The sequence below is a fragment of the Micromonospora sp. DT81.3 genome, from assembly GCF_049847225.1.
Classification (GTDB): Bacteria; Actinomycetota; Actinomycetes; order Actinomycetales; family Microbacteriaceae; genus Microbacterium.
In genome coordinates this window covers 214,590-236,776 of sequence record NZ_JBNCNY010000002.1, presented here as the reverse complement: position 1 = coordinate 236,776, position 22,187 = coordinate 214,590, and the positions used below count along the sequence as shown (strand labels likewise).

Annotated in this window: 23 protein-coding genes and 1 pseudogene; 22 read left to right on the top strand and 2 right to left on the bottom strand. The window is 69.4% G+C overall.

Going from position 1 to position 22,187, the window contains the following annotated elements; all coding sequences use genetic code 11:
* Window positions 1-22 precede the first annotated feature (22 nt).
* Window positions 23-739 (bottom strand): transcriptional repressor LexA, encoded by a 717-nt coding sequence (lexA, locus tag ACPW96_RS05365; RefSeq protein WP_425817613.1) that lies wholly within the window; start codon window positions 737-739, stop codon window positions 23-25.
* A 261-nt stretch (window positions 740-1,000) separates the two neighbouring features.
* On the opposite strand from lexA, the gene ACPW96_RS05360 reads away from it, so the two are divergent.
* From ACPW96_RS05360 to ACPW96_RS05335, 6 genes are all read left to right on the top strand, one after another.
* Window positions 1,001-1,399, top strand: a complete 399-nt coding sequence (locus ACPW96_RS05360; RefSeq protein ID WP_425817615.1) for a LysM peptidoglycan-binding domain-containing protein — start codon at window positions 1,001-1,003, stop codon at window positions 1,397-1,399.
* Window positions 1,400-1,472: 73 nt separating this feature from the next.
* Entirely contained in the window at window positions 1,473-2,552 is a 1,080-nt protein-coding gene (locus ACPW96_RS05355; protein ID WP_425882589.1) for a histidinol-phosphate transaminase, read from the top strand.
* On the top strand, window positions 2,549-3,154 hold the full coding sequence (gene hisB / locus ACPW96_RS05350) for an imidazoleglycerol-phosphate dehydratase HisB (protein WP_425817619.1): 606 nt from the start codon (window positions 2,549-2,551) through the stop codon (window positions 3,152-3,154). Before ACPW96_RS05355 ends, hisB begins: the two co-directional genes overlap by 4 nt.
* A gap of 13 nt (window positions 3,155-3,167) precedes the next feature.
* Window positions 3,168-3,839, top strand: a complete 672-nt coding sequence (gene hisH, locus ACPW96_RS05345; protein WP_425817621.1) for an imidazole glycerol phosphate synthase subunit HisH — start codon at window positions 3,168-3,170, stop codon at window positions 3,837-3,839.
* A 58-nt stretch (window positions 3,840-3,897) separates the two neighbouring features.
* The gene (priA, locus tag ACPW96_RS05340; RefSeq protein ID WP_425817623.1) at window positions 3,898-4,644 is read left to right on the top strand and encodes a bifunctional 1-(5-phosphoribosyl)-5-((5-phosphoribosylamino)methylideneamino)imidazole-4-carboxamide isomerase/phosphoribosylanthranilate isomerase PriA; all 747 of its coding nucleotides are present in this window, start codon (window positions 3,898-3,900) and stop codon (window positions 4,642-4,644) included.
* Window positions 4,628-5,422, top strand: a complete 795-nt coding sequence (locus ACPW96_RS05335) for an SseB family protein (RefSeq protein WP_425817625.1) — start codon at window positions 4,628-4,630, stop codon at window positions 5,420-5,422. The genes priA and ACPW96_RS05335 overlap by 17 nt, the downstream gene beginning before the upstream one ends.
* A 6-nt stretch (window positions 5,423-5,428) precedes the next feature.
* On the opposite strand, the gene ACPW96_RS05330 is transcribed toward ACPW96_RS05335, so the two are convergent.
* Complete coding sequence (locus ACPW96_RS05330) at window positions 5,429-5,845, bottom strand: DUF1844 domain-containing protein (protein ID WP_425817627.1); 417 nt, start codon at window positions 5,843-5,845, stop codon at window positions 5,429-5,431.
* Window positions 5,846-6,089: 244 nt separating this feature from the next.
* On the opposite strand from ACPW96_RS05330, the pseudogene infC reads away from it, so the two are divergent.
* From infC to argF, 16 genes and pseudogenes are all read left to right on the top strand, one after another.
* Window positions 6,090-6,594: pseudogene (gene infC / locus ACPW96_RS05325) on the top strand (translation initiation factor IF-3); the annotation flags it as partial.
* A 613-nt stretch (window positions 6,595-7,207) separates the two neighbouring features.
* On the top strand, window positions 7,208-7,402 hold the full coding sequence (gene rpmI, locus ACPW96_RS05320; RefSeq protein WP_036301881.1) for a 50S ribosomal protein L35: 195 nt from the start codon (window positions 7,208-7,210) through the stop codon (window positions 7,400-7,402).
* 30 nt (window positions 7,403-7,432) lie between these two features.
* Window positions 7,433-7,819 carry a 50S ribosomal protein L20 gene (gene rplT, locus ACPW96_RS05315; protein ID WP_425817632.1) on the top strand — a complete coding sequence of 129 codons (387 nt, stop codon included), beginning with the start codon at window positions 7,433-7,435 and terminating at the stop codon, window positions 7,817-7,819.
* 126 nt (window positions 7,820-7,945) lie between these two features.
* Window positions 7,946-8,752 carry a TrmH family RNA methyltransferase gene (locus ACPW96_RS05310; RefSeq protein ID WP_425817634.1) on the top strand — a complete coding sequence of 269 codons (807 nt, stop codon included), beginning with the start codon at window positions 7,946-7,948 and terminating at the stop codon, window positions 8,750-8,752.
* An 86-nt stretch (window positions 8,753-8,838) separates the two neighbouring features.
* Window positions 8,839-9,594, top strand: coding sequence for an amino acid ABC transporter ATP-binding protein (locus ACPW96_RS05305; RefSeq protein WP_425817636.1), 756 nt, complete (start codon window positions 8,839-8,841; stop codon window positions 9,592-9,594).
* Between the two features lie 80 nt (window positions 9,595-9,674).
* Window positions 9,675-10,589 carry a glutamate ABC transporter substrate-binding protein gene (locus ACPW96_RS05300; protein ID WP_425882280.1) on the top strand — a complete coding sequence of 305 codons (915 nt, stop codon included), beginning with the start codon at window positions 9,675-9,677 and terminating at the stop codon, window positions 10,587-10,589.
* 69 nt (window positions 10,590-10,658) lie between these two features.
* The gene (locus ACPW96_RS05295; protein WP_425817640.1) at window positions 10,659-11,306 is read left to right on the top strand and encodes an amino acid ABC transporter permease; all 648 of its coding nucleotides are present in this window, start codon (window positions 10,659-10,661) and stop codon (window positions 11,304-11,306) included.
* Window positions 11,303-12,208 carry an amino acid ABC transporter permease gene (locus ACPW96_RS05290; RefSeq protein ID WP_425882279.1) on the top strand — a complete coding sequence of 302 codons (906 nt, stop codon included), beginning with the start codon at window positions 11,303-11,305 and terminating at the stop codon, window positions 12,206-12,208. Before ACPW96_RS05295 ends, ACPW96_RS05290 begins: the two co-directional genes overlap by 4 nt.
* A gap of 63 nt (window positions 12,209-12,271) precedes the next feature.
* A complete protein-coding gene (gene pheS, locus ACPW96_RS05285; RefSeq protein ID WP_425817644.1) occupies window positions 12,272-13,312 on the top strand; it encodes a phenylalanine--tRNA ligase subunit alpha in 1,041 nt (346 codons plus the stop codon).
* Window positions 13,312-15,840 carry a phenylalanine--tRNA ligase subunit beta gene (pheT, locus tag ACPW96_RS05280; protein WP_425882278.1) on the top strand — a complete coding sequence of 843 codons (2,529 nt, stop codon included), beginning with the start codon at window positions 13,312-13,314 and terminating at the stop codon, window positions 15,838-15,840. Before pheS ends, pheT begins: the two co-directional genes overlap by 1 nt.
* Before the next feature lie 356 nt (window positions 15,841-16,196).
* Window positions 16,197-16,514: a GIY-YIG nuclease family protein gene (locus ACPW96_RS05275; RefSeq protein ID WP_425882277.1), complete on the top strand. Its 318-nt coding sequence runs from the start codon at window positions 16,197-16,199 to the stop codon at window positions 16,512-16,514.
* Window positions 16,515-16,909: 395 nt separating this feature from the next.
* Complete coding sequence (gene argC, locus ACPW96_RS05270; RefSeq protein ID WP_425817650.1) at window positions 16,910-17,965, top strand: N-acetyl-gamma-glutamyl-phosphate reductase; 1,056 nt, start codon at window positions 16,910-16,912, stop codon at window positions 17,963-17,965.
* Window positions 17,962-19,119, top strand: a complete 1,158-nt coding sequence (gene argJ, locus ACPW96_RS05265; protein WP_425882276.1) for a bifunctional glutamate N-acetyltransferase/amino-acid acetyltransferase ArgJ — start codon at window positions 17,962-17,964, stop codon at window positions 19,117-19,119. The genes argC and argJ overlap by 4 nt, the downstream gene beginning before the upstream one ends.
* Window positions 19,116-20,015 carry an acetylglutamate kinase gene (argB, locus tag ACPW96_RS05260; RefSeq protein WP_425882275.1) on the top strand — a complete coding sequence of 300 codons (900 nt, stop codon included), beginning with the start codon at window positions 19,116-19,118 and terminating at the stop codon, window positions 20,013-20,015. Before argJ ends, argB begins: the two co-directional genes overlap by 4 nt.
* On the top strand, window positions 20,012-21,256 hold the full coding sequence (locus tag ACPW96_RS05255) for an acetylornithine transaminase (RefSeq protein ID WP_425882274.1): 1,245 nt from the start codon (window positions 20,012-20,014) through the stop codon (window positions 21,254-21,256). The genes argB and ACPW96_RS05255 overlap by 4 nt, the downstream gene beginning before the upstream one ends.
* Entirely contained in the window at window positions 21,253-22,176 is a 924-nt protein-coding gene (argF, locus tag ACPW96_RS05250; protein ID WP_425882273.1) for an ornithine carbamoyltransferase, read from the top strand. Before ACPW96_RS05255 ends, argF begins: the two co-directional genes overlap by 4 nt.
* Window positions 22,177-22,187: the final 11 nt, after the last annotated feature.

The window sequence follows — 22,187 nt, the reverse complement described above, 5'->3', positions numbered from 1 at the left end:
GGCGGCCGTTCCCGTCGTCCGGTCAGACGGCGCGCAGCACGGCCACGACCTTGCCGAGCACCGTCGCCTCGTCGCCGAGGATGGGCTCGAACGCCGAGTTGCGCGGCAGCAGCCACGTGTGGCCGTCGCGCCGGCGGAACGTCTTGACGGTCGCCTCATCGTCGAGCATGGCGGCGACGATGTCGCCGTTCTCCGCGTTCGGCTGAGAACGCACCACGACCCAGTCCCCGTCGCAGATCGCGGCATCGATCATCGACTCGCCGCTGACCCGCAGCATGAAGAGCTCACCCTTGCCGACGAGCTGACGGGGGAGCGGGAAGATCTCCTCCACCTGCTGCTCGGCCGTGATGGGCACGCCGGCGGCGATGCGCCCCACGAGCGGCACCATCGCGGCGTCGCCCACCGACGGTCCGCTGTCGGCCGGGTTCTCCGTGGCGCTGCCCGGCAGATCGATCAGGACCTCCATCGCGCGCGTCTTGCCCGCGTCACGCCGCAGGTAGCCGCTCAACTCCAGCTGGTTCAGCTGGTGGGTGACGCTGGAAAGGGACTTGAGGCCCACCGCGTCACCGATCTCGCGCATGCTGGGCGGATAGCCCTGCCGGGCGATGGAGCGCTGGATGACCTCGAGGATCGCCAGCTGTTTGTCGCTGAGGCTCTTGCGCCGCCGCGTCTGGGGCTTCTCGCGGACGGTCGAGGTCGCCCCGGCCTCATCGCCGATGCTGTCGCTCGCGTCGCTCATGCGTGCTCCTTGTCTGCCGTTCGAAGAGGCCGCTCTTCGAATGTCGGTGGTTCCTGATGTTCTCTGTCTATCGAAACGGTATCCGAAAAAAGCCCGTCAAGCAGAGATTTGTTCGAGCGTGTCGCGCCTGGAACGGCATCCGATTCGAAGACCCGCTTGACAGCGTAGAACATCGAAGATAAATTCGGAACGTAGGTTCGTATCCGGCCCTCCCGGCCGAGAGTCGGATACGAAACTACGCCAACCTCGGAAGGACCCGCCATGACCACGGTCACCGCACCCGCCGGCATCCGCCACGCGATCGTCTCGGCTCCGGTGTCCCGCGCAGGGCAGACGCCCACTGCCCGCCTCCGCCTCACCGTGCGCGGCCGTCGTGTGCTCGCCGTCCTCGCGGCCACGCCGGCGGCTCTGGGGCTCGGCCTCGCCATCGTCGCCGGAGGCTCCGCCATCGCGGCCCGCGACGACGCGGCACCGTCTACGGCGTTCGAGATGGTCACGGTGACGAGCGGCGACACGCTGTGGTCGCTGGCGCAAGACGTCGCCCCGGCCGCCGACCCCCGGGATGTCGTCGACGCGATCGCGAGGCTCAACGCCCTCGACGGGGTCACGATCACCCCGGGCCAGCGCCTTGCCATCCCCGCCGAGTACGCCACCGACTGACGCCGGGCGGCTCGTCGCACCCTCCGCACCGAGCCGACAGCCGCGACCCGCGCTCTAGCATGGAGTGGTGAGTGTGAGTCTCGATGATCTGCCCCTGCGCGAGGAATTGCGGGGGAAGGTCCCGTATGGCGCCCCGCAGGCCCCGCTCCCTATCGCGCTGAACGTCAACGAGAACACGCATCCGGTGCCGGAAGAGGTCGCCGACGACATCCTCGACTCGATCGCCCTCGCGCTGCGCGAGGTGAACCGCTACCCGGACCGCGAATTCGTCGCGCTGCGAGAGAGCTTCGCGGACTATCTCGGGCACGGCGTCACCGCAGATCAGGTCTGGGCGGCCAACGGCTCCAACGAGGTGCTGCAACATGTCCTCCAGGCCTTCGCCGGTCCCGGCCGCACAGCGTTCGGCTTCGAGCCGACGTACTCCATGTATCCGCTGCTCGCGCGCGGCACCGGCGCCACCTGGATCGGCGGTTCCCGCGAGCCGGACTTCACGGTCACGCCCGATGATGCGGCATCCCAGGTCGCCGACGCGGCACCCGACGTCGTCTTCCTCTGCGCGCCGAACAACCCGACCGGCACTCCGATGCGGCTCGATGTGATCGAGGCGGTGTACGACGCCACGGACGGCATCGTGGTCGTCGACGAGGCCTACCAGGAGTTCGCGCCGCACGAGGAACGGTCGGCGCTGACCCTCCTTCCCGATCGCCCGCGGCTCGTGGTCTCGCGGACGATGAGCAAGGCGTTCGCCTTCGCCGGAGCCCGTGTGGGGTATCTCGCCGCGGACGCGGCGCTGGTGGACGCGCTGCGCCTCGTGCGGCTGCCGTACCACCTCAGCGCGCTGACGCAGGCGGCGGCGCTCGCGGCGCTTCGCCACGCCCCCGTCATGCTGCGCATGGTGGATGAGATCGTGTCGCAGCGCGACCGGATGTCGGCGACCCTCGAAGCACTCGGCTACCGGGCCTATGAATCGTGGAGCAACTTCGTGCTGTTCGGGGGCGTCGATGACCCCGCCGCCACATGGCAGGGTCTCTACGACCAGGGTGTGCTGATCCGCGACATCGGGATACCCGGATGTCTGCGCGTCACCGCCGGCACCGAGGAGGAGACCACCGCGTTCCTCGAAGCACTCGCGTCGATAGACTCCCCAGCATGACCACAGCCCGCACCGCACGTCGCACCCGGGCCACCAGCGAGTCCACCGTCGAGCTCGAGCTGAACCTCGACGGCACGGGCAAGAGCCACATCGACACGACCGTCCCGTTCTTCGATCACATGCTCACGGCCTTCGCCAAGCACTCGCTGACGGACCTCACCGTCCGCGCCTCCGGTGACACCGACATCGACGTGCACCACACCGTCGAGGACGTGGCGATCGTGCTCGGCCAGGCGATCCGGGAGGCTCTCGGAGACAAGGCCGGCATCTCCCGCTACGGCGATGCGCTCGTCCCGCTGGATGAGGCGCTGGCGCAGGCCGTCGTGGACATCAGCGGTCGGCCGTACCTCGTGCACACCGGCGAGCCGGAGGGCTTCGAGCACCACCTGATCGGCGGTCACTTCACGGGGTCGCTCGTTCGCCACACCTTCGAGGCCATCGCGTTCAACGCGGCGCTGACCGTTCACGTCCGCGTGCTGTCGGGTCGGGACCCGCACCACATCGCCGAGGCGGAATACAAGGCGTTCGCTCGCGCGTTCCGTCAGGCGAAGGCCCTCGACCCTCTGGTGGAGGGCGTGCCCAGCACCAAGGGAGCACTGTGACTGAGGGAGCACTGTGACGACGGAGCAGACCCGGCCGGATGCCGCGACCAGGCCGCTCGTGGCGGTGCTGGACTACGGATCAGGCAACGTGCACTCGGCGGTGAAGGCGCTCGAGGCCGCGGGCGCGGACGTGCGACTGACCAAGGACCGCGGCCTCGTGATGGAGGCGGACGGCCTGGTCGTGCCGGGGGTCGGCGCCTACCGCGCCGTGATGGACGCGCTCCGAGTGAGCCGCGGAAACGAACTGATCGACCGCCGTCTGGCCGGCGGCCAGCCGGTGCTCGGCATCTGCGTCGGCATGCAGGTGCTATTCGAGATGGGCGTGGAGCGCGGTGTCGACACCGAGGGCATGGGGGAGTGGCCCGGAGTGGTCACCGAACTCGATGCCCCCGTGCTGCCGCACATGGGCTGGAACACCGTCGAACCCGAGGAGGGCTCCCGCCTCTTCCGGGGCATCGAGGACGAGCGGTTCTACTTCGTTCACTCGTTCGGCGCCCAGAAGTGGCTGCTTGACGCGCAGCGGCCGTTCCGGCCGGCGGTGCTCACCTGGTCGACGTATGGATCCCCCTTCCTCGCCGCCGTGGAGAACGGTCCTCTGTCGGCGACGCAGTTCCACCCGGAGAAGTCCGGCGCTGCCGGCATCCGGCTTCTCGCCAATTGGATCGACGGACTGCGCAAGGGCTAGTGTCTAACTTCGTGCCACCAGTGGAGGGCACCCGTCCCCACGACACGCACGAGGAGCCATGAACGATTTCGCGTCAACGCCCGAGCTGACCCTCCTTCCCGCGGTGGACATCGCGCGGGGAAAGGCCGTCCGGCTCACGCAGGGCGAAGCCGGCAGCGAGACGAATTACGGCGACCCGGTCGATGCGGCCACCGACTTCGCTCGCCAGGGCGCGAAGTGGATCCACCTCGTCGATCTCGACGCGGCGTTCGGCCGGGGCAGCAACGCGGCGGTCCTCCGCCGCGTGATCAAGCAGGTCAGAGGCGTGTCCATCGAGTTATCGGGCGGCATCCGCGACGACGCGACCCTCGAGGCGGCGCTCGAGAGCGGGGCGGCGCGCATCAACCTCGGCACGGCGGCGCTGGAGAATCCGGAGTGGGCGGCCGATGTGATCGCGCGCTACGGGGAGGCCATCGCAGTCGGGCTCGACGTGCGCGGCACGACGCTCGCGGCGCGCGGCTGGACGCAGGAGGGCGGCGACCTCTGGACGGTGCTCGACCGCCTCGAAGCCGCAGGATGCAGTCGCTACGTCGTCACCGACGTCGCCAAGGACGGTACGCTGCAGGGTCCCAACCTCGAACTGCTGCGCGATGTCACGGCGCGCACGCCCAAGCCGGTGGTCGCGTCCGGCGGAGTTTCGAGCCTCGATGACATCGCGGCGCTCCGCGACCTCGTGCCGCTCGGCGTTGAGGGAGCGATCATCGGCAAGGCGCTCTACGCCGGCGCCTTCACGCTCGCCGAGGCACTGGATGTCGCGGCCGGCTGATCCGGATGGCTTCCCCGCCGACTCCGCGGGCGTCCCGTGGGCCGGCCGGTCCTTCGAGCCCAACGAGCACGCCGCCGACGACGGGTCGGCCCCTCCCGCCTTCCTCGACGCCCTGGCCCGGTTCCGCGCCGGCGAGGCCGGACCCGAAGCCGTCGTCGAGTCCCTGCGGGATGCGCGCCTGCTGATGCCCCTCGTGGCGGAGCTGGGCGAGTCGGGAACCGGCACGAACGGGCACACCGCCGACAAGTCGCAGGAGCTCTCCATCGTGACGGTCGCCGCGCCGGACGGACGAACGGTGCTGCCGGCTTTCAGCGACGTCGCCGCAATGGCGCGGTGGGATCCCGCGGCCCGGCCCATCCCGACACCGGTGCGGCGCATTGCGCTCGCGGCGGCCGACGAGGGCACGGACCTCGTGGTGGTCGACCCCGGCTCCGACACCGAATTCATCGTCCGCCGCCCGGCCGTGTGGGCGATCGCCCGCGGGATCCCCTGGGAGCCGAGCTACTCGTCTCCGGAGGTGTTCTCTGCCCTCACCGCGTCGGTCGCATCGGAGCTGGCCGTCCTCGACCTGTCCGTCGCGGCGGGCGATCCTCAGTCGCGCCTGCGCGGGCCCGAACTCGTCGTCCGGCTGGAGCTCATGGCGGGCCTCGAGCGCGCGGAGCTCGACGGAGTGCTCGCGCGGCTGGCTCGGCGATGGGCCGCCGATGACCGGATCGCGGTACTCGTAGACTCCCTCACGGTCACGCTCGTATCAGGAGACCCGCTGTCGCGCTCCTGAGCCGTCTCAGGTGACGGGACCGGTCCACTTCTCGCCGGGTCCCTTGCCGATGGGGTCGGGGATGACCGACGCCTCGCGGAACGCGAGCTGCACGGACCGCAGCCCGTCGCGCAGGGAGCGCGCATGCATGTCGCTGACCTCGGGCGCGGCCGCGGTGATGAGGCCCGCCAGGGCGTTGATGAGCTTGCGCGCCTCGTCGAGGTCGATCTGCGCATCCGGGTCGTCGGCGAGCCCGACCTTCACCGCGGCGGCGCTGAGCAGGTGCACTGCGGCCGTGGTGATGACCTCGACGGCCGGTACGTCGGCGATGTCGCGTGTGGCGGATGCCGCGGCCTGTTCGCGCTCCTCCCACTGGGCCTGGCGCGCGTCATCCTCGCTCGCATCGCTCTCGGGAGGGCCGTCTGGGACTGGAATCGTGCTCACGCGCTGCTCTCTGCTAGACTTGGGCGGGCTCCGGAGCGTTCTGCTCCGGCTCGAAAGAGGATTCACATCCCACCCGCGCTTGCCGTTCCAGGCTACCGGGTCACAGCACTCCGCCTCCGCGCCGCCAGCGCAGGGGTAGCAAGGGTGCAGGCGCTGCACGTGCCGGGTGGACTGTGATCCGAATTCGCCCGTGACACGATTCCTCGCGTCGCGGCGGCCGAATCCGCACAAAGAGGAGTTCCGCATCAGCGATCCCCGCACCAATGACCGCATCCGCGTGCCGGAGGTCCGACTCGTCGGCCCGGCAGGCGAGCAGATCGGCGTCGTCCGCATCGAGGTCGCCCTTCGTCTTGCCCAGGAAGCAGACCTCGATCTCGTCGAGGTCGCTCCCAACTCGAAGCCTCCCGTCGTCAAGATCATGGACTACGGGAAGTTCAAGTACGAGGCAGCGCAGAAGGCCAAGGAGGCCCGACGCAACCAGGCGAACACGGTCCTCAAGGAGGTCCGGTTCCGTCTGAAGATCGACCAGCACGACTACGAGACCAAGCGCAAGCGCGCCGAGGGCTTCCTCCAGGCGGGCGACAAGGTGAAGGCCATGATCCTGTTCCGCGGCCGCGAGCAGTCGCGCCCCGAGCAGGGCGTCCGCCTCCTCCGCAAGTTCGCAGAAGAGGTCGCCGAGTTCGGCACAGTGGAGTCGAACCCCACGATCGACGGTCGCAACATGGTCATGGTCGTCGCGCCGCACAAGAACAAGTCCGAGGTCAAGACCGAGCAGAACGCGGTCCGGGCTGCCAACAAGGAGGCCGCACGCAGCGAGCGCAGGCCCGCCACGGATTCGGCGCCGGCCCTCGACGAGGCACCCGCGCTCAGCGAGCCCGTCGCAGCGGCTCAGCCGCAGGCGGCAGCACCGGCCACGGCACCCGCCGTAGCGGCCGAGCAGGTTGCCGCGACACCGGCGAAGCCCGCGGCGGCCGAGCAGGTTGCCGCGACACCGGCGAAGCCCGCGGCGGCCGCGCAGGCAGCATCCGCGCCGGCGGCACCCGCGACGCCCCCGGCGACCGCCCCGGCGACGCCCCCGGCGACCGCCCCGGCAGCACCGGCGAAGCCCGCAGCGGCGGGAGCCCCGAAGCCGGCGGCACCCGCGAAGCCCGCAGCACCGGCCAAGCCGGCCGCACCGGCGAAGCCCGCAGCATCACCCGCGAAGCCCGCGGCGCCGAAGCCCACACCGGGCAAGCCCGCCGCACCGGCGCGAAGCACAGACACACCTGCTCCGGCATCCGCCGAGTAGGACAGCAGACTCCCGCTCGTCGGGCAGCACACACAACGAAGCCCCGTAGGGCCCCAGCAAAGGAAACACGGAAGATGCCGAAGCAGAAGACCCACTCGGGTGCCAAGAAGCGCTTCAAGATCACCGGCAGCGGAAAGCTCAAGAAGCAGCAGGCCGGAATGCGCCACAACCTCGAGGGGAAGTCGAGCCGCCGTACGCGTCGCCTGAACCAGGACCAGGTTCTGTCCAAGGCCGACACCAAGGTCGCCAAGAAGCTCCTCGGCCGCTGACGCGCCCGAGACACGATAGGAAAATGAGAAATGGCTAGAGTCAAGCGGGCCGTAAACGCCCACAAGAAGCGTCGCGTCATCCTCGAGCGTGCCTCCGGTTACCGGGGTCAGCGTTCGCGCCTGTACCGCAAGGCGAAGGAGCAGGTCACCCACTCCCTCGTCTACGCATACCGCGACCGTCGCAAGCGCAAGGGCGACTTCCGCCGCCTGTGGATCCAGCGTATCAACGCCGCGAGCCGCCAGAACGGCCTGACGTACAACCGCTTCATCCAGGGCCTCGGCCTCGCGGGTGTGCAGGTCGACCGTCGCATGCTGGCGGAGCTCGCCGTGCACGAGCCGGCCACGTTCGCGTCGCTGGTCGCCACGGCGAAGGCGGCGCTGCCCGCCGACACGTCGGCCCCCAAGGCCACCGCGTAGTCGCATCATCGTCGTTCGGGGCGCCCTCCTTCGGGAGGGCGCCCCTTTCGTGTACCCGCGCGTCTTTGTGGGGCTCCGCCCCACACCCCCGGCTTGCTGGCGCGCGCCCGCCCCTAGACTGAGCGCGTGCTCGAAAACCCTCGATCTCCGCGCGTGCGTGCGGTCGCGAAGCTCACCAAGCGCAGCGCGCGCCACGAGACCGGGCTCTATCTGCTCGAGGGTCCGCAGGCCGTGCGCGAGGCCCTGTCGTACGTGCCCGAAAGCGTCGTCGAGCTCTTCGCCACGCCGACCGCCGTGGAGCGGCATCCGGATCTGAGGTCCGCCGCGGGGGCCGCCGGGGTGGACATCGACTTCGCCACCGAGGCGGTGCTCGATGCCATGGCCGACACCGTCACCCCGCAGGGGGTGATCGCCGTCGCGCGCCAGACTCCGACATCCGTCAGGGACATCTTGGCGGGGTCGCCGAAGCTCATCGCGATCTGCGAGGAGGTACGGGATCCCGGCAACCTCGGCACCATCATCAGGGCAGCGGATGCCGCCGGCGCCGACGGCGTCGTGCTCACCGGCCGCACCGTCGACCCCTACAACCCGAAGGTCGTGCGTGCCACGACCGGCTCGCTCTTCCACCTTCCGGTCTCGGTCGGGGGCGAGCTCGACCAGATCATCGACCGGGCTCGCTCCGCCGGACTGCAGGTCATCGCCGCCGACGTCAAGGGCGACGATCTGCTTGCTGCCCGCGCCGAAGGCGTGCTGTCCCGACCGACGGCCTGGCTGTTCGGCAATGAGGCGCGAGGGCTGGATGACGAGAGCCTGGCGCTCGCGGATCGCGCGCTGCGGCTGCCGATCTTCGGTCGCGCCGAATCGCTGAATCTCGCCACCGCCGCCAGCGTGTGCCTCTACGAAACGGCGTTCGCGCAGCGCGAGCGCTCCTGACGCGGTCACATTCCGCAACTGTTACGTTCCGGTAAAGACACCGGCAACCTCCTGCGGGCGCGCCATCCGCCTCCTATGGTGAGGGCATGGCTCAAAGCGCGACCGCCACACCCCTCGTCGTGATGAAAGACGTGCAGAAGCACTACGGGGACTTCCAGGCCCTGACCGATATCGACCTCACCGTCAACAGCGGCGAGGTCGTGGTCGTGATCGGCCCATCCGGCTCGGGCAAGTCCACGCTCTGCCGGACGATCAACCGCCTCGAGACCATCACCAGCGGAACCATCACGATCGACGGCAAGGAACTGCCGAAGGAGGGCAAGGGCCTCGCCGAGCTCCGCGCCGACGTGGGCATGGTGTTCCAGTCGTTCAACCTCTTCGCGCACCTCACGATCCTGCAGAACGTGACGCTCGGGCCCATGAAGGTCCGCAAGCTCAAGCGGGCCGATGCCGAACGTCAGGCGCAGGTTCTGCTCGACCGCGTCGGCGTCGGGCACCAGGCATCCAAGCTGCCCGCTCAGCTCAGCGGCGGACAGCAGCAGCGCGTCGCGATCGCCCGGGCGCTGGCCATGAACCCGAAGGTCATGCTCTTCGACGAGCCGACCAGCGCGCTCGATCCCGAGATGATCAACGAGGTGCTGGATGTCATGGTCGGTCTCGCCCGTGATGGCATGACGATGATCGTCGTGACGCACGAGATGGGATTCGCTCGGAAGGCGGCCGACCGCGTCGTCTTCATGTCGGACGGACTCATCCTCGAAGAGCAGACCCCCGACGGCTTCTTCACGACGCCTCGCACGGATCGCGCCAAGGACTTCCTTTCCAAGCTCATCACCCACTGAGGCGCTGCGCGTCGGCACGGCCGCGCGCGGTGAGCCGTCGAACCCGCTCACTTGAGAGACGCAACACAAGGAGGAATCACATGCGAAAGTCACGAATCGTCGCAGGAGCCGCATTCGCGGTGACGGCGGCGCTCATGCTGTCGGCGTGCAACAGCGGCACACCCGGCGCAGCCCCCAGCGACGACGGCGGAGATGCCGGAGAAGAGACCACCAGCGAGGCGCTCTGGGAGGTCTCGACGGACGTGTCCCTCGAGGGCAGCCCGACGTACGACGCCATGGTGGAGCGCGACGGCGTCGTGGTCGGCGTCAAGAACGACCAGCCGGGTCTGGGCATCGAGGACGCCACGACCGGCGAACGCTCCGGCTTCGACGTGGACATCGCCCGCTGGATCGCGGCGTCGCTCGGGTTCAGCGAGGACCAGATCGAGTACGTCACCATCCCGTCCGCGAACCGCGAGCAGGCGATCGTGAACGGCGACATCGACTACTACGTCGGCACGTACTCGATCACCGACTCCCGCAAGGAGCAGATCGACTTCGCCGGCCCGTACTTCGAGACCGGTCAGGGGCTGCTCGTGGCCGCGGACGACGACTCGATCAACGGCCCCGACGACCTCGAGGGCAAGGTCGTCTGCTCCGTCACCGGTTCGACGCCTCTGCAGCGGATCCGAGACGAGTACAACCCGGGCGAGACCGTCGAGTACGAGACGTACTCGCAGTGCGTCGAGCAGCTGAAGAACGGACAGGTCGACGCCATCACGACCGACCAGGCGATCCTGGCCGGCTACGTCGCGCAGGAGCCCGACGCCCTGAAGATCGTCGGAGAGCCCTTCAGCGAGGAGCGCTACGGCGTCGGACTCGCCAAGGGCGACACGGCCCTGAAGGATCACATCAACACCCTGCTCACGGACGGCGGCGATGTCTGGACCGCCCTCTTCGAAGAGCACCTCGCCCCGGCCGGCATCGAGGCGACGCAGCCCGCTGTAGACGAGTGATCGTCCTCCGGGAGCGGCGGCTTCGGCCCGCCGCTCCCGGAGCACTTCCCCCGAACGAGAGGATGAGCCATGGGCGTGATCAGCGACAACGCCGACATCTGGCTGGAAGGCCTGTACGGCACGCTCGTGCTCTTCGTGTGCGGGGGACTGCTCGCCCTGATCCTCGGCATCATCGTCGGCGCGATGCGGGTCTCGCCCGTACCGATCGCCCGGACGATGGGAACGCTGTACGTCAACATCATCCGCAATACGCCGCTGACGCTGGTGTTCTTCGGATTCGTGTTCGCGCTGCCGCCTCTCCTGCAGATGAGGATCAACCCGCTGATCCTGGCCATCAGCGCCCTGGGCATCTACACCGCGACGTACGTTGCGGAGACGATCCGCTCCGGTATCAACACCGTCCCCGTGGGTCAGGCGGAGGCGGCTCGGGCGATCGGCATGACCTTCGGCCAGGTGATGTCGCTCGTGGTCATGCCGCAGGCCTTCCGCTCGGTCATCCCTCCCATGATGAGCGTGTTCATCGCCCTGCTGAAGAACACGACGGTGGCGGCAGGCTTCTCGGTCATCAACCTCGGATCGGTGCGCAACTACCTGAGCGAGCGCGGCGAGAACCAGATGGTCGTGATCCTCTGGGTGATGGTGTCCTTCGTCGCCCTCGTGCTCCTGCTGTCATGGGCGCAGCGCACCCTGGAGAACCGATGGAGGGTGGCGCGATGACTTCCGTGCTCTACGACGTGCCCGGTCCGCGGGCGATCGCCCGCAACCGAGTGCTCGGCGTCGTCACCGTGGTGGTGGTCGCCGCCATCGTAGGCTTCTTCGTGTGGCGCCTGGCCGTGACGGGCCAGTTCTCCGCCGAGAAGTGGGCCGCTTTCACGTACACGAACGTGTGGCTGCAGATCGGTCTCGCCACGCTTCGCACCCTGGCGGCGTTCGCGGTGGCCGGCATCGGGGCGCTCATCCTCGGATTCGCTCTGGCGATCGGCCGGATGTCGGACCACGCCTGGATCCGCACGCCGGTGACGGCGATCGTGGAGTTCCTGCGGGCGGTCCCCGTGCTGATCTTCATGTTCCTGCTGTACTACGGCCTGCCCGTCATCGGCGTGAAGATGGCGCCGTACTGGGCGGTCGTCATCGCACTCGTGCTCTACAACGGATCGGTGCTCGCCGAGGTCATCCGGGCGGGCGTCGAGTCGCTGCCCCGTGGGCAGAAGGAGGCCGGGTACGCCATCGGGCTCCGCAAGTCGGGTGTCATGCGACTCGTGCTGCTGCCACAGGCGATCCGCGCCATGCTCCCCGTGATCATCGCCCAGCTGGTGGTCACGCTCAAGGACACCGCCCTCGGCTTCATCATCACGTACCCCGAGCTGCTGTTCTACGCCCGCTACCTCGGATCGCAGTCGCAGCTGGACTCGCCGATTGTTCCGGCGACCATCGTGATCGGGTCGATCTACATCGGACTGTGCCTCATCCTGTCGCTCATCGCGAACCAGGTGGAAAGGCGAACGCGTCGCTCGCCGAAGGTCCCGCGAGACCCGCGTCAGAAGGACGGCACGGACACCCAGCTCATCATCACGCAGGTCGAGGACGGCACGCTCAACACGGGCAGGGCCACCGTCTGACCGGGCGCCGCCTGCGCCCCCGCTGAACGGGACGCGGCACAGCCGTCGGTAGACTCGACTCTCGTGTCCGACGTACCCGAAATCACACCAGAAGCGGTGGATGCCGCCGCCGAGGCCGCGCTCGCCGCGGTCGCCGCGGCATCCGATTCCTCGGCGCTGAAGGCCGCGCGCTCCGCACACGCGGGGGAGGGATCGCCGCTCGCCGCTCTGAACGCTCAGCTGCGCAACGTCGCCCCGCAGAACAAGGCCGCTTTCGGAAAGCTCGTGGGCCAGGCCCGAGGGCGGGTCGGCCAGGCGATCGCCGCCCGAGAGGCCGAGCTCGTCGAGGCCGAGACCGCAGCCCGCCTCGAGGCCGAGCGGATCGACGTCACGGCACTGCCTTCCCGCGCGCGCCTCGGGGCGCGGCATCCGCTCACTCTTCTCCAGGAGGAGGTCAGCGACATCTTCGTCGGCATGGGCTGGGAGATCGCGGAGGGCCCCGAACTCGAGCACGAGTGGTTCAACTTCGACGCGCTGAATTTCGACGCCGACCACCCCGCGCGGCAGATGCAGGACACCTTCTTCGTCGACCCGCCGGAGCGCCACCTCGTGATGCGCACCCACACGAGCCCGGTGCAGGTGCGCTCGCTGCTCGCGCGGGAGCTGCCGGTGTACGTGCTCTGCCCCGGTCGCGTGTACCGCACCGATGAGTTCGACGCGACGCACCTCCCGGTCTTCAGCCAGTTCGAGGGCATCGTGGTCGACAAGGGCATCACGATGGCGCACCTCAGGGGAACCCTGGATCACGCGGCGCGCGTGCTCTTCGGACCGGAGGCCAAGACGCGCTTCCGCGCGAACTTCTTCCCCTTCACCGAGCCGAGCGCCGAGCTCGATCTCTGGCACCCCACCTTCAAGGGCGGAGCCCGCTGGATCGAGTGGGGAGGCTGCGGCATGATCAACCCCAACGTGCTGCGCGCGGCGGGCATCGATCCGGAGGAGTACTCCGGCTTCGCGTTCGGAATGGGGATCGAGCGGACCCTGATGTTCCGCTCCGACGTGCAGGACATGCGCGATATGGCAGAGGGCGACATCCGCTTCTCGCAGCAGTTCGGGATGGTGGTCTGATGCGCGTCCCCCTGTCGTGGCTGCGTGAGTACGTCGATGTCCCCGCCGAGGCGACCCCGGAAGACGTGCTTGCGGCGCTCGTGTCGGTCGGCTTCGAGGAGGAGGACGTCCACAGGTTCGAGCTGCAGGGCCCCATCGTCGTGGGCGAGGTTCTGGAGTTCACCGAGGAGCCGCAGTCCAACGGCAAGACGATCCGCTGGTGCCAGGTGCGCGTGGCGCCCGACGGCGAAACGGCCGCGGATGGTGGCCCGGCCGTGCACGGGATCGTGTGCGGTGCGCTCAACTTCTTCGAGGGGGACAAGGTCGTGGTGACGCTCCCGGGTGCGGTGCTGCCCGGTCCCTTCCCGATCGCCGCGCGCAAGACCTACGGGCACGTCTCCGATGGCATGATCGCCTCGGCGAAGGAGCTCGGGCTCGGCAGCGAGCACTCGGGCATCCTGCGCCTCGCCGAGCTCGGCGTCGACGCACCCGTCGGCACCGACGCCATCTCGCTGCTGGGGCTCGACGACGTCGCGGTCGAGATCAACGTGACGCCGGACCGCGGCTACGCGCTGTCGATCCGCGGTGTCGCGCGGGAGTACTCGCACGCCACGGGCGCGCCGTTCCGCGACCCCGGCGCCGACGCTCCGGAGTGGACGGCGAGCGGCTTCCCGCTCGCGATCCTCGACGAGGCCCCGATCCGCGGCCGGGTCGGTGCGACCGGGTTCGCCGTGCGGGCCGTCTTCGATGTGGATGCCTCACGCCCCACCCCGCCCTGGATGATCACGCGCCTGACCCTCGCCGGCATCCGCTCGATCTCGGTGCTGGTCGACATCACGAACTACGTGATGCTCGAACTGGGCAACCCGATCCACGGATACGACCTCGACAAGCTGAACGGCGGCATCACGGTGCGCCGCGCACAGCACGGCGAGAAGCTCGAGACCCTCGACGGTCAGGTGCGGGTGCTCGATCGCGAAGACCTGCTGATCACCGACGGATCGGGACCGATCGGCCTCGCGGGCGTCATGGGCGGTGGCACGACCGAGATCGGCGACGGTACGCGCAACGTGCTCGTCGAGGCGGCGACCTTCGACCAGATCTCGATCGCACGCACCGCGCGGCGGCACAAGCTCCCATCGGAGGCGTCGCGCCGGTTCGAGCGCGGTGTCGATCCGCTGGTGGCCGCGGCGGCCGCCGACCGAGTCGTGCAGCTGATGGTCGCCTACGCGGGCGGGACCGCGTCCGACCTCGGGGCCATGATCGTCGAGCCGTTCGTGGCGCCAGAGATCCGGCTCCGGGCTGACTTCGTGTCGGGCCTCATCGGAGTGGAGTACTCGGATGCCGAGGTGCGCGGAGCGCTCGAATTGATCGGATGCCGGGTGCTCGATGCCGAGGGAGGGTGGGTCGTCACCCCGCCGAGCTGGCGCCCGGATCTCACCGACAAGTGGACGCTCGCGGAGGAGGTCGCCCGCATCGAGGGCTACGACCGCATCCCGTCCGTGCTGCCGACGCCGCCCTCCGGCCGGGGGCTGACCCCGGCGCAGCAGGGACGCCGGCGGGTCTCCAACGCCCTCGCGGCAGCCGGTTTCGTCGAGACGCCCTCGTTCCCGTTCACGACTGAGGAGCAGAACGACCTGCACGGCTCGGCGACGGGAGAGCACCTGCCGAGCATCCGGCTGGCCAACCCGCTCGACGGGCAGGCTCCGTACCTCCGCCGCTCTCTCGTGCAGGGGCTGCTGCAGGCGGCGCACCGCAACGTGGCGCGCGGGCTGACCGACCTGTCGCTGTTCGAGGTGGGCACCGTGTTCCTGCCCGAACCGGGGGTCGTCTACGGCACCGACTCGGTGCCGCCCCTCGCCGTGCGACCGGATGCCGCGACCCTCGCCGCGCTCGACGCGTCGATCCCGCCGCAGCGCCGACACGTCGGTCTGCTGCTCGTGGGCAACACGGTGCCGAAGCAGCCGGACGTGGCCCCCGTGCCCGCGGGCCTGGCGGACGCGCTGGACGGCGTGCGGACCATCGCTCTCGCGGCCGGGGTCGAGCTCACGGTGGCGCAGGGCGAGCGTGCGGCGCTGCACCCGGGCCGGACCGCGGTGCTCGCCGTGCCCGGCGACTCCCCGACCGTGGTGGGCTACGCCGGTGAGCTCCTGCCGGCGGTGGCGGAGGCCGCCGACCTCCCGGGCCGGGTGATCGTGGCCGAGCTGGATCTCGACCTCCTCCTGAGGCTTGCGGGCGAGAAGGTCGTGGCCGCATCGCTGTCGGGCTTCCCCGCCGCGACGCAGGACGTCTCGCTGGTGGTGCCGATCGGTGTCGCCGCCGGCGACGTTCGCGCCGCCCTCGAGGAGGGCGCAGGGCAGCTCCTGGAGTCGCTGCGCCTCGTCGACGACTACCGGGGAACCGGCATCCCGGATGGTTCGAAGAGCCTCACGTTCGCGCTCCGTTTCCGGGCGCCGGATCGCACGCTCACCGCCGCTGAGGCGACGGACTCGAAGCTCGCGGGCGTCGCGCTCGCCGCGGAGCGCTTCGGCGCCACGCTCCGCGAGTAGTCCCCGGCTGCGGCCTGTTCTGGGGTCCCTGAGCTTGCTCTCGGTCCCTGAGCTTGCTCTCGGTCCCTGAGCTTGTCGAAGGGTCGAGGGGGCGACGCCTCGACAGGCTCGGCGACCGGGCTTCAGGTCACTGCCCTCACCGGTCCCTGAGCTTGCTCTCGGTCCCTGAGCTTGCTTTCGGTCCCTGAGCTTGTCGAAGGGTCGTTCCGCGGTCCGGTCCCTGAGCTTGCTCTCGGTCCCTGAGCTTGTCGAAGGGTCGAGGGGGCGACGCCTCGACAGGCTCGGCGGTCAGCACTTTCTCCACACCTTCAGTCACGGGCGTGCTCGGGTCGAGCGACGCGAACCAGCATGGCCGAATGCCATACATGTACATCGTGCGCTGCCGCGATGGAGCGTATTACACCGGAAGTACGCTCAAGGATCCGGAGGCCCGCGTCTGGGAGCACAACCATGACGAGGACTACGCCGCGCGATACACGATCAAGCGGCGCCCGGTCGTTCTGGTCTATGTCGAGTCGTTCGCCCGGATCGACGACGCGTTCAGGCGCGAGAAGCAGGTGCAGAAGTGGAGTCGGGCCAAGAAGGAAGCGCTGGTGGAGGGTCGGCTCGATGATCTCCCCGGGTTGTCGCGTGCCGGGGGCGACGCCTCGACAGGCTCGGCGACCGGAGCTTAGGGATAGGTCCCTGAGCTTGTCGAAGGGTCGGAGGGGCGAGGCCTCGACAGGCTCGGCGACCGGAGCGTAGGGATAGGTCCCTGAGCTTGTCGAAGGGTCGGAGGGGCGACGCCTCGACAGGCTCGGCGACCGGGTGGGGGCCGACGCCTCGACAGGCTCGGCGACCGTGGCACGTCCCGCCCTCGATTTGCGGAGCCGGCCCACCGGCGGCTATGGTCGCGGCATGCCTTCGGCCGCGCAGCTTCCCGCGACGCTCCTCGCGAGCGTCGCTCCCGCGCGCCGTCGTCAGAGCGACCGCCGACCGTAGGCGACCCCGCGCTCCCCGGTTTCGCCCGGGTCGAGCAGCCGGTGTCGCCGTCCCCGGCCTCCGCACTCCTGACCATAAGGTAGAAACCATGACGTACTCGGTCGCCGTCTCCGGCGCATCCGGCTATGCGGGTGGCGAGATCCTCCGCCTCCTCGCCGATCATCCCGACATCGAGATCCGCACCGTCACCGCGCACTCCAACGCGGGCCAGCCGCTCGTCGCGCACCAGCCGCACCTGCGCTCGCTCGCCCATCTGACGCTGCAGGACACGACGCCGGACACCCTCGCGGGCCACGACATCGTCTTCCTGGCGCTGCCCCACGGGCAGTCGGGCCAGTTCACCGAAGCGCTCGCGGACACACCCCTCGTGATCGACTGCGGGGCGGATCACCGCCTCGAATCGACCGCCGAGTGGGATCGCTTCTACGGCGGCGAGTTCTCCGACCCCTGGACCTACGGTGTGCCAGAGCTTCCGGTCGGTCCTGCGAACGGCAGGCAGCGGAAGCGCCTTGTCGGTGCCACGCGCATCGCCGCACCCGGCTGCAACGCGAGCACGGTCGCGCTCAGCCTCGCCCCGGGCGTCGCGGCGGGAGTGATCGATCCCTCCGACATCGTGACGGTGCTCGCCGTCGGTCCGAGCGGCGCGGGCAAGAGCCTGAAACCACACCTCCTGGGCAGCGAGATCCTCGGATCGGCCAACCCGTACGGCGTCGGCGGCACCCACCGGCACATCCCCGAGATCCGGCAGGCGCTGGTCGCCGCCGGGGGACCGGCAGACGGCATCCGCATCTCCTTCACCCCGATCATCGTTCCGATGGCACGGGGGATCCTCGCGACCAGCTCCGCACCCATCGCGTCGGGCGCGACGGATGCCGAGATCCGGGCCGCCTGGGAATCCGCCTACGGCGGCGAGACGTTCGTCCAGCTCCTGCCCGAGGGCCAGTTCCCGCGCACGGCGGATGTGATCGGCGCCAACACGGCTCTTCTCGGCCTCGCCGTCGACCGCGCCGCCGGCCGGGTCGTGGTGATCGCCGCCGTCGACAACCTCACCAAGGGCACGGCGGGCGCCGCCATCCAATCGATGAACATCGCGCTCGGCCTTCCCGAGGGCCGCGCACTCAGTGTGAACGGGGTGGCACCATGAGCGTCACCGCTCCCCAGGGCTTCGAAGCGGCCGGCGTCGCGGTCGGCCTCAAGAGCACCGGCAAACCGGATGTCGCCGTGATCGTCAACCGCGGCCCGCTCAAGACAGGCGCCGCCGTCTTCACCAGCAACAGGGCCAAGGCGAACCCGATCCTCTGGTCCGAGCAGGTCATCCGCGACGGGGTTGTGGAAGCCATCGTCTTGAACTCCGGCGGCGCCAACTGCTTCACCGGGTCGTTCGGATTCCAGACGACGCACCAGACGGCGGAGCGCGCCGCCGAGCTGCTCGGCGTCGGGGCCGGCGACATCCTGGTCTGCTCGACGGGGCTGATCGGCACGGGCGACCAGGTCTTCCGCGACAAGGTGCTCGCCGGCGTCGAGCAGGGCATCGCGCGGCTGAACCCGGAGGGCGGGCCGGATGCGGCGAACGCCATCATGACGACCGACTCGGTGCAGAAGACCGCGACCTACCAGGCGGACGGCTGGAGCATCGGCGGCATGGCGAAGGGCGCCGGGATGCTTGCGCCCGGGCTCGCGACGATGCTCGTCGTTCTCACGACCGACGCGGTGCTCACCTCGTCCGAGGCGGACGCGCACCTCCGTGCGGCGACGCGCGTGAGCTTCGACCGCCTCGACTCGGACGGCTGCATGTCGACCAACGACCAGGTCACGCTGATGGTGAGCGGGGCGAGCGGTGTCACACCGGATGCCGCGGCCTTCCGCGCCGGGTTGACGGCGATCTGCAGCGACCTCGCGAGGCAGCTGCAGGGTGACGCCGAGGGCGCGAGCCATGACATCTCCATCCAGGTCGTGCACGCGGCATCCGAAGAAGAAGCCGTCGAAGTGGGCCGCTCCGTCGCGCGCAACAACCTCTTCAAGGCCGCCATCTTCGGGAACGACCCGAACTGGGGCCGCGTGCTCGCCGCCATCGGCACCACGACGGCGCTCTTTGACCCCTACGACGTGGATGTCGAGATGAACGGTGTGCGGGTCTGCAGCTCCGGCGGTCCTGATCGCCCGCGCGAAGAGGTCGACCTGACCCCTCGGGCGACCAGCATCGTCATCGACCTGAAGGTCGGCGACGCATCCGCGACGATCCTCACCAACGACCTCACCCACGACTACGTGCACGAGAACAGCGCCTACGCGTCATGACCGACATCCAGAACACGAGCCCGGAAGAGGCCGCGGCGAAGGCGAAGACGCTCGTCGAATCGCTGCCGTGGCTCAAGCGCTTCCACAACCAGATCATCGTCATCAAGTACGGCGGGAACGCGATGGTCAGCGAGGAGCTGCAGGACGCCTTCGCCGAAGACATCGCCTACCTGCGCTACGTCGGCGTGCTGCCGGTCGTCGTCCACGGCGGCGGGCCGCAGATCTCGAACATGCTCGATCGCCTGGCGATCCCGAGCGAGTTCAAGGGCGGCTACCGCGTGACCAGCACCGAGGCGATCAGCGTCGTGCGCATGGTGCTGACGGGTCAGATCAACCCGCAGCTGGTCGCCAAGATCAACTCGCACGGCCCCCACGCGACCGGCCTGAGCGGGGAGGACGCGGGGCTCTTCGGCGGTCGCCGCAGGGGAGTGGTGATCGACGGCGTCGAGCAGGACCTCGGTCGCGTCGGCGATGTCGTGGAGGTCGACCCGACCCCCGTGCACGATCATCTGGCCGCGGGCCGCATCCCCGTGGTGTCCAGCATCGCCCCCGATCTCGATCGTCCGGGGCACTCACTCAACGTCAATGCGGATGCCGCGGCCGCCGCACTCGCGGTCGCCCTGAAGGCGACCAAGCTGGTGGTGCTCACGGATGTGCCGGGCCTCTACGCGAACTGGCCGAACCGCGATTCGCTGGTCTCGCACCTGACGAGCGCGCAGCTGCGCGCCATGCTGCCCAGGCTCGAGTCGGGGATGATCCCCAAGATGCAGGCGTGTCTCGACGCCGTCGAGGGCGGTGTCGAGACGGCCGCGATCATCGACGGACGGGTGCCGCACTCGGTGCTCGTCGAGCTCTTCACAGACAACGGAATAGGAACAGAGGTGGTGGCGAAGTGACCGATTCCTTCGGGTCAACGACATGGCAGGATGCCGCGGGCCGCGACCTCGTCCGCAGCTTCGGTCCCCGTATGGCACTGTTCGCCCGCGGGAGCGGCGCGTATCTGTGGGACGAGGACGGCCGTCGGTACCTGGACTTCCTCGCCGGCATCGCCGTCAACTCGCTCGGGCACGCCCACCCTGCGTTCGTCGAGGCGATCGCCGAGCAGGCCGCAACGCTCGCTCACGTCTCCAACTACTTCGCCACGAAGCCGCAGCTCGAGCTCGCCGCCCGGCTCAAGCGGCTCGCCGGCACGGGCGATTCGGGTCGGGTGTACTTCGGCAACTCCGGCGCCGAGGCGAACGAGGCGGCGTTCAAGCTCGCGCGCCTGCACGGCAAGGACACCGGCCGCACGCGCATCCTGACCCTCGAGAACGCCTTCCACGGCCGCACGATGGGAACGCTCGCGCTCACCGGCAAGCCGGCGATGCAGGAGTCGTTCCTGCCGATGGTGCCCGGCGTCGAGCACATCCCGGTCAGCCTCGAAGCGCTCGAAGAAGCGATGGATGATCGCGTGGCCGCGCTGTTCCTCGAACCCATCCAGGGCGAGGCCGGCGTCATCCCGCTGCCGGATGGATACCTGCGAGCGGCGCGCGAACTGACGGAGCGGCACGGGGCGTTGCTGATCATCGACGAGATCCAGACCGGCGCCGGGCGCACCGGGGCATGGTTCGCCTACCAGCACGCGGGGATCACCCCCGACGCGATCACCGTCGCGAAGGGCATCGGCGGTGGGTTCCCGATCGGCGCGCTGATCACCTTCGGCGCCGCCAGCGACCTCTTCTATCCCGGCTCGCACGGCTCGACCTTCGGGGGGAACGCACTCGGCACGGCCGTGGCCGGAGCCGTTCTCACGGAGATCGAACGCGCGGGACTGGTCCGCAACGCGGCGCTCCGTGGCAACCAGGTTCGCGAAGCGGTGGCGGGCATCGGCTCTCCGCTCGTCGAGGGGACCCGCGGTGCGGGCCTCCTGATCGGCGTCGGACTCGCGCATCCCGTGGCGGGCGCGGTCGTGGCCGCCGCCCAGCAGCACGGCCTCATCGTCAACGCCGCCAACGACAGCACGATCCGGCTGGCGCCGGCGCTCATCATCGGCGACGCGGAGATCGCCCAGTTCACGGAGCTCTTCGCGGCGGCTCTGGCGACGGCATCCGAAGCGCTCCTGCTCGACCATCCCGCCGCGCAGGAGGTCTCGGCGTGACCCGTCACCTACTGCGCGACGACGACCTGAACCCCGCCGAACAGGCCGAGATCCTCGACCTCGCGATCGAGCTCAAAAAAGACCGCTGGGCCGACAAGAGCCTCGCCGGCCCTCAGACCGTCGCCGTGATCTTCGACAAGTCCTCGACACGCACCCGCGTCTCCTTCGCGGTGGGCATCGCCGATCTGGGTGGTTCGCCGCTCATCATCTCGACCGCGAACAGCCAGCTGGGCGGAAAGGAGACCCCGGCCGACACCGCCCGGGTGCTCGAGCGCCAGGTCGCCGCCATCGTCTGGCGCACGTACGCGCAGGCCGGCCTCGAAGAGATGGCGGCCGGCACGCGCGTGCCGGTGGTGAACGCGCTGTCGGACGACTTCCACCCCTGCCAGCTGCTGGCGGATCTGCTCACCATCCGCGAGCACAAGGGCGAGCTGAAAGGCCTCACGCTCGCCTTCTTCGGAGACGGTCGCAGCAACATGGCGCACTCCTACGTGCTCGCGTGCGTCACTGCCGGGATGCATGTGCGCGTCGCCTCACCCGAGTCGTACGCGCCGCGGGAGGACGTCATAGCGGATGCGGATGCCATCGCCCGGACGACCGGAGGCTCCGTCACGCTGTACACCGACGGCCTCGAGGCGGCATCGGGCGCCGATGTGGTCGTGACCGACACCTGGGTGTCGATGGGCAAGGAGGAGGAGAAGCTCGCGCGGCTGCGCGACCTCGGGCAGTACAAGGTGACGCAGGAGCTGATGTCGCTTGCGCGACCGGGTGCGATCTTCATCCACTGCCTTCCGGCTGACCGCGGCTACGAGGTCGATGCAGAAGTGATCGATGGTCCGCAGAGCGTCGTGTGGGACGAGGCCGAGAACCGGCTGCATGCCCAGAAGGCGCTGCTTGTGTGGTTGCTGCGACAGGGCTAGGGTCCCCGGTC

Coding starts and splice junctions, on each gene's coding strand:
- lexA (WP_425817613.1), bottom strand. CDS start 739: ATGAGCGACGCGAGCGACAGCATCGGCGATGAGGCCGGGGCGACCTCG.
- ACPW96_RS05360 (WP_425817615.1), top strand. CDS start 1,001: ATGACCACGGTCACCGCACCCGCCGGCATCCGCCACGCGATCGTCTCG.
- hisB (WP_425817619.1), top strand. CDS start 2,549: ATGACCACAGCCCGCACCGCACGTCGCACCCGGGCCACCAGCGAGTCC.
- priA (WP_425817623.1), top strand. CDS start 3,898: ATGAACGATTTCGCGTCAACGCCCGAGCTGACCCTCCTTCCCGCGGTG.
- ACPW96_RS05335 (WP_425817625.1), top strand. CDS start 4,628: ATGTCGCGGCCGGCTGATCCGGATGGCTTCCCCGCCGACTCCGCGGGC.
- rpmI (WP_036301881.1), top strand. CDS start 7,208: ATGCCGAAGCAGAAGACCCACTCGGGTGCCAAGAAGCGCTTCAAGATC.
- rplT (WP_425817632.1), top strand. CDS start 7,433: ATGGCTAGAGTCAAGCGGGCCGTAAACGCCCACAAGAAGCGTCGCGTC.
- ACPW96_RS05305 (WP_425817636.1), top strand. CDS start 8,839: ATGGCTCAAAGCGCGACCGCCACACCCCTCGTCGTGATGAAAGACGTG.
- ACPW96_RS05300 (WP_425882280.1), top strand. CDS start 9,675: ATGCGAAAGTCACGAATCGTCGCAGGAGCCGCATTCGCGGTGACGGCG.
- ACPW96_RS05295 (WP_425817640.1), top strand. CDS start 10,659: ATGGGCGTGATCAGCGACAACGCCGACATCTGGCTGGAAGGCCTGTAC.
- ACPW96_RS05290 (WP_425882279.1), top strand. CDS start 11,303: ATGACTTCCGTGCTCTACGACGTGCCCGGTCCGCGGGCGATCGCCCGC.
- pheT (WP_425882278.1), top strand. CDS start 13,312: ATGCGCGTCCCCCTGTCGTGGCTGCGTGAGTACGTCGATGTCCCCGCC.
- ACPW96_RS05275 (WP_425882277.1), top strand. CDS start 16,197: ATGCCATACATGTACATCGTGCGCTGCCGCGATGGAGCGTATTACACC.
- argC (WP_425817650.1), top strand. CDS start 16,910: ATGACGTACTCGGTCGCCGTCTCCGGCGCATCCGGCTATGCGGGTGGC.
- argJ (WP_425882276.1), top strand. CDS start 17,962: ATGAGCGTCACCGCTCCCCAGGGCTTCGAAGCGGCCGGCGTCGCGGTC.
- argB (WP_425882275.1), top strand. CDS start 19,116: ATGACCGACATCCAGAACACGAGCCCGGAAGAGGCCGCGGCGAAGGCG.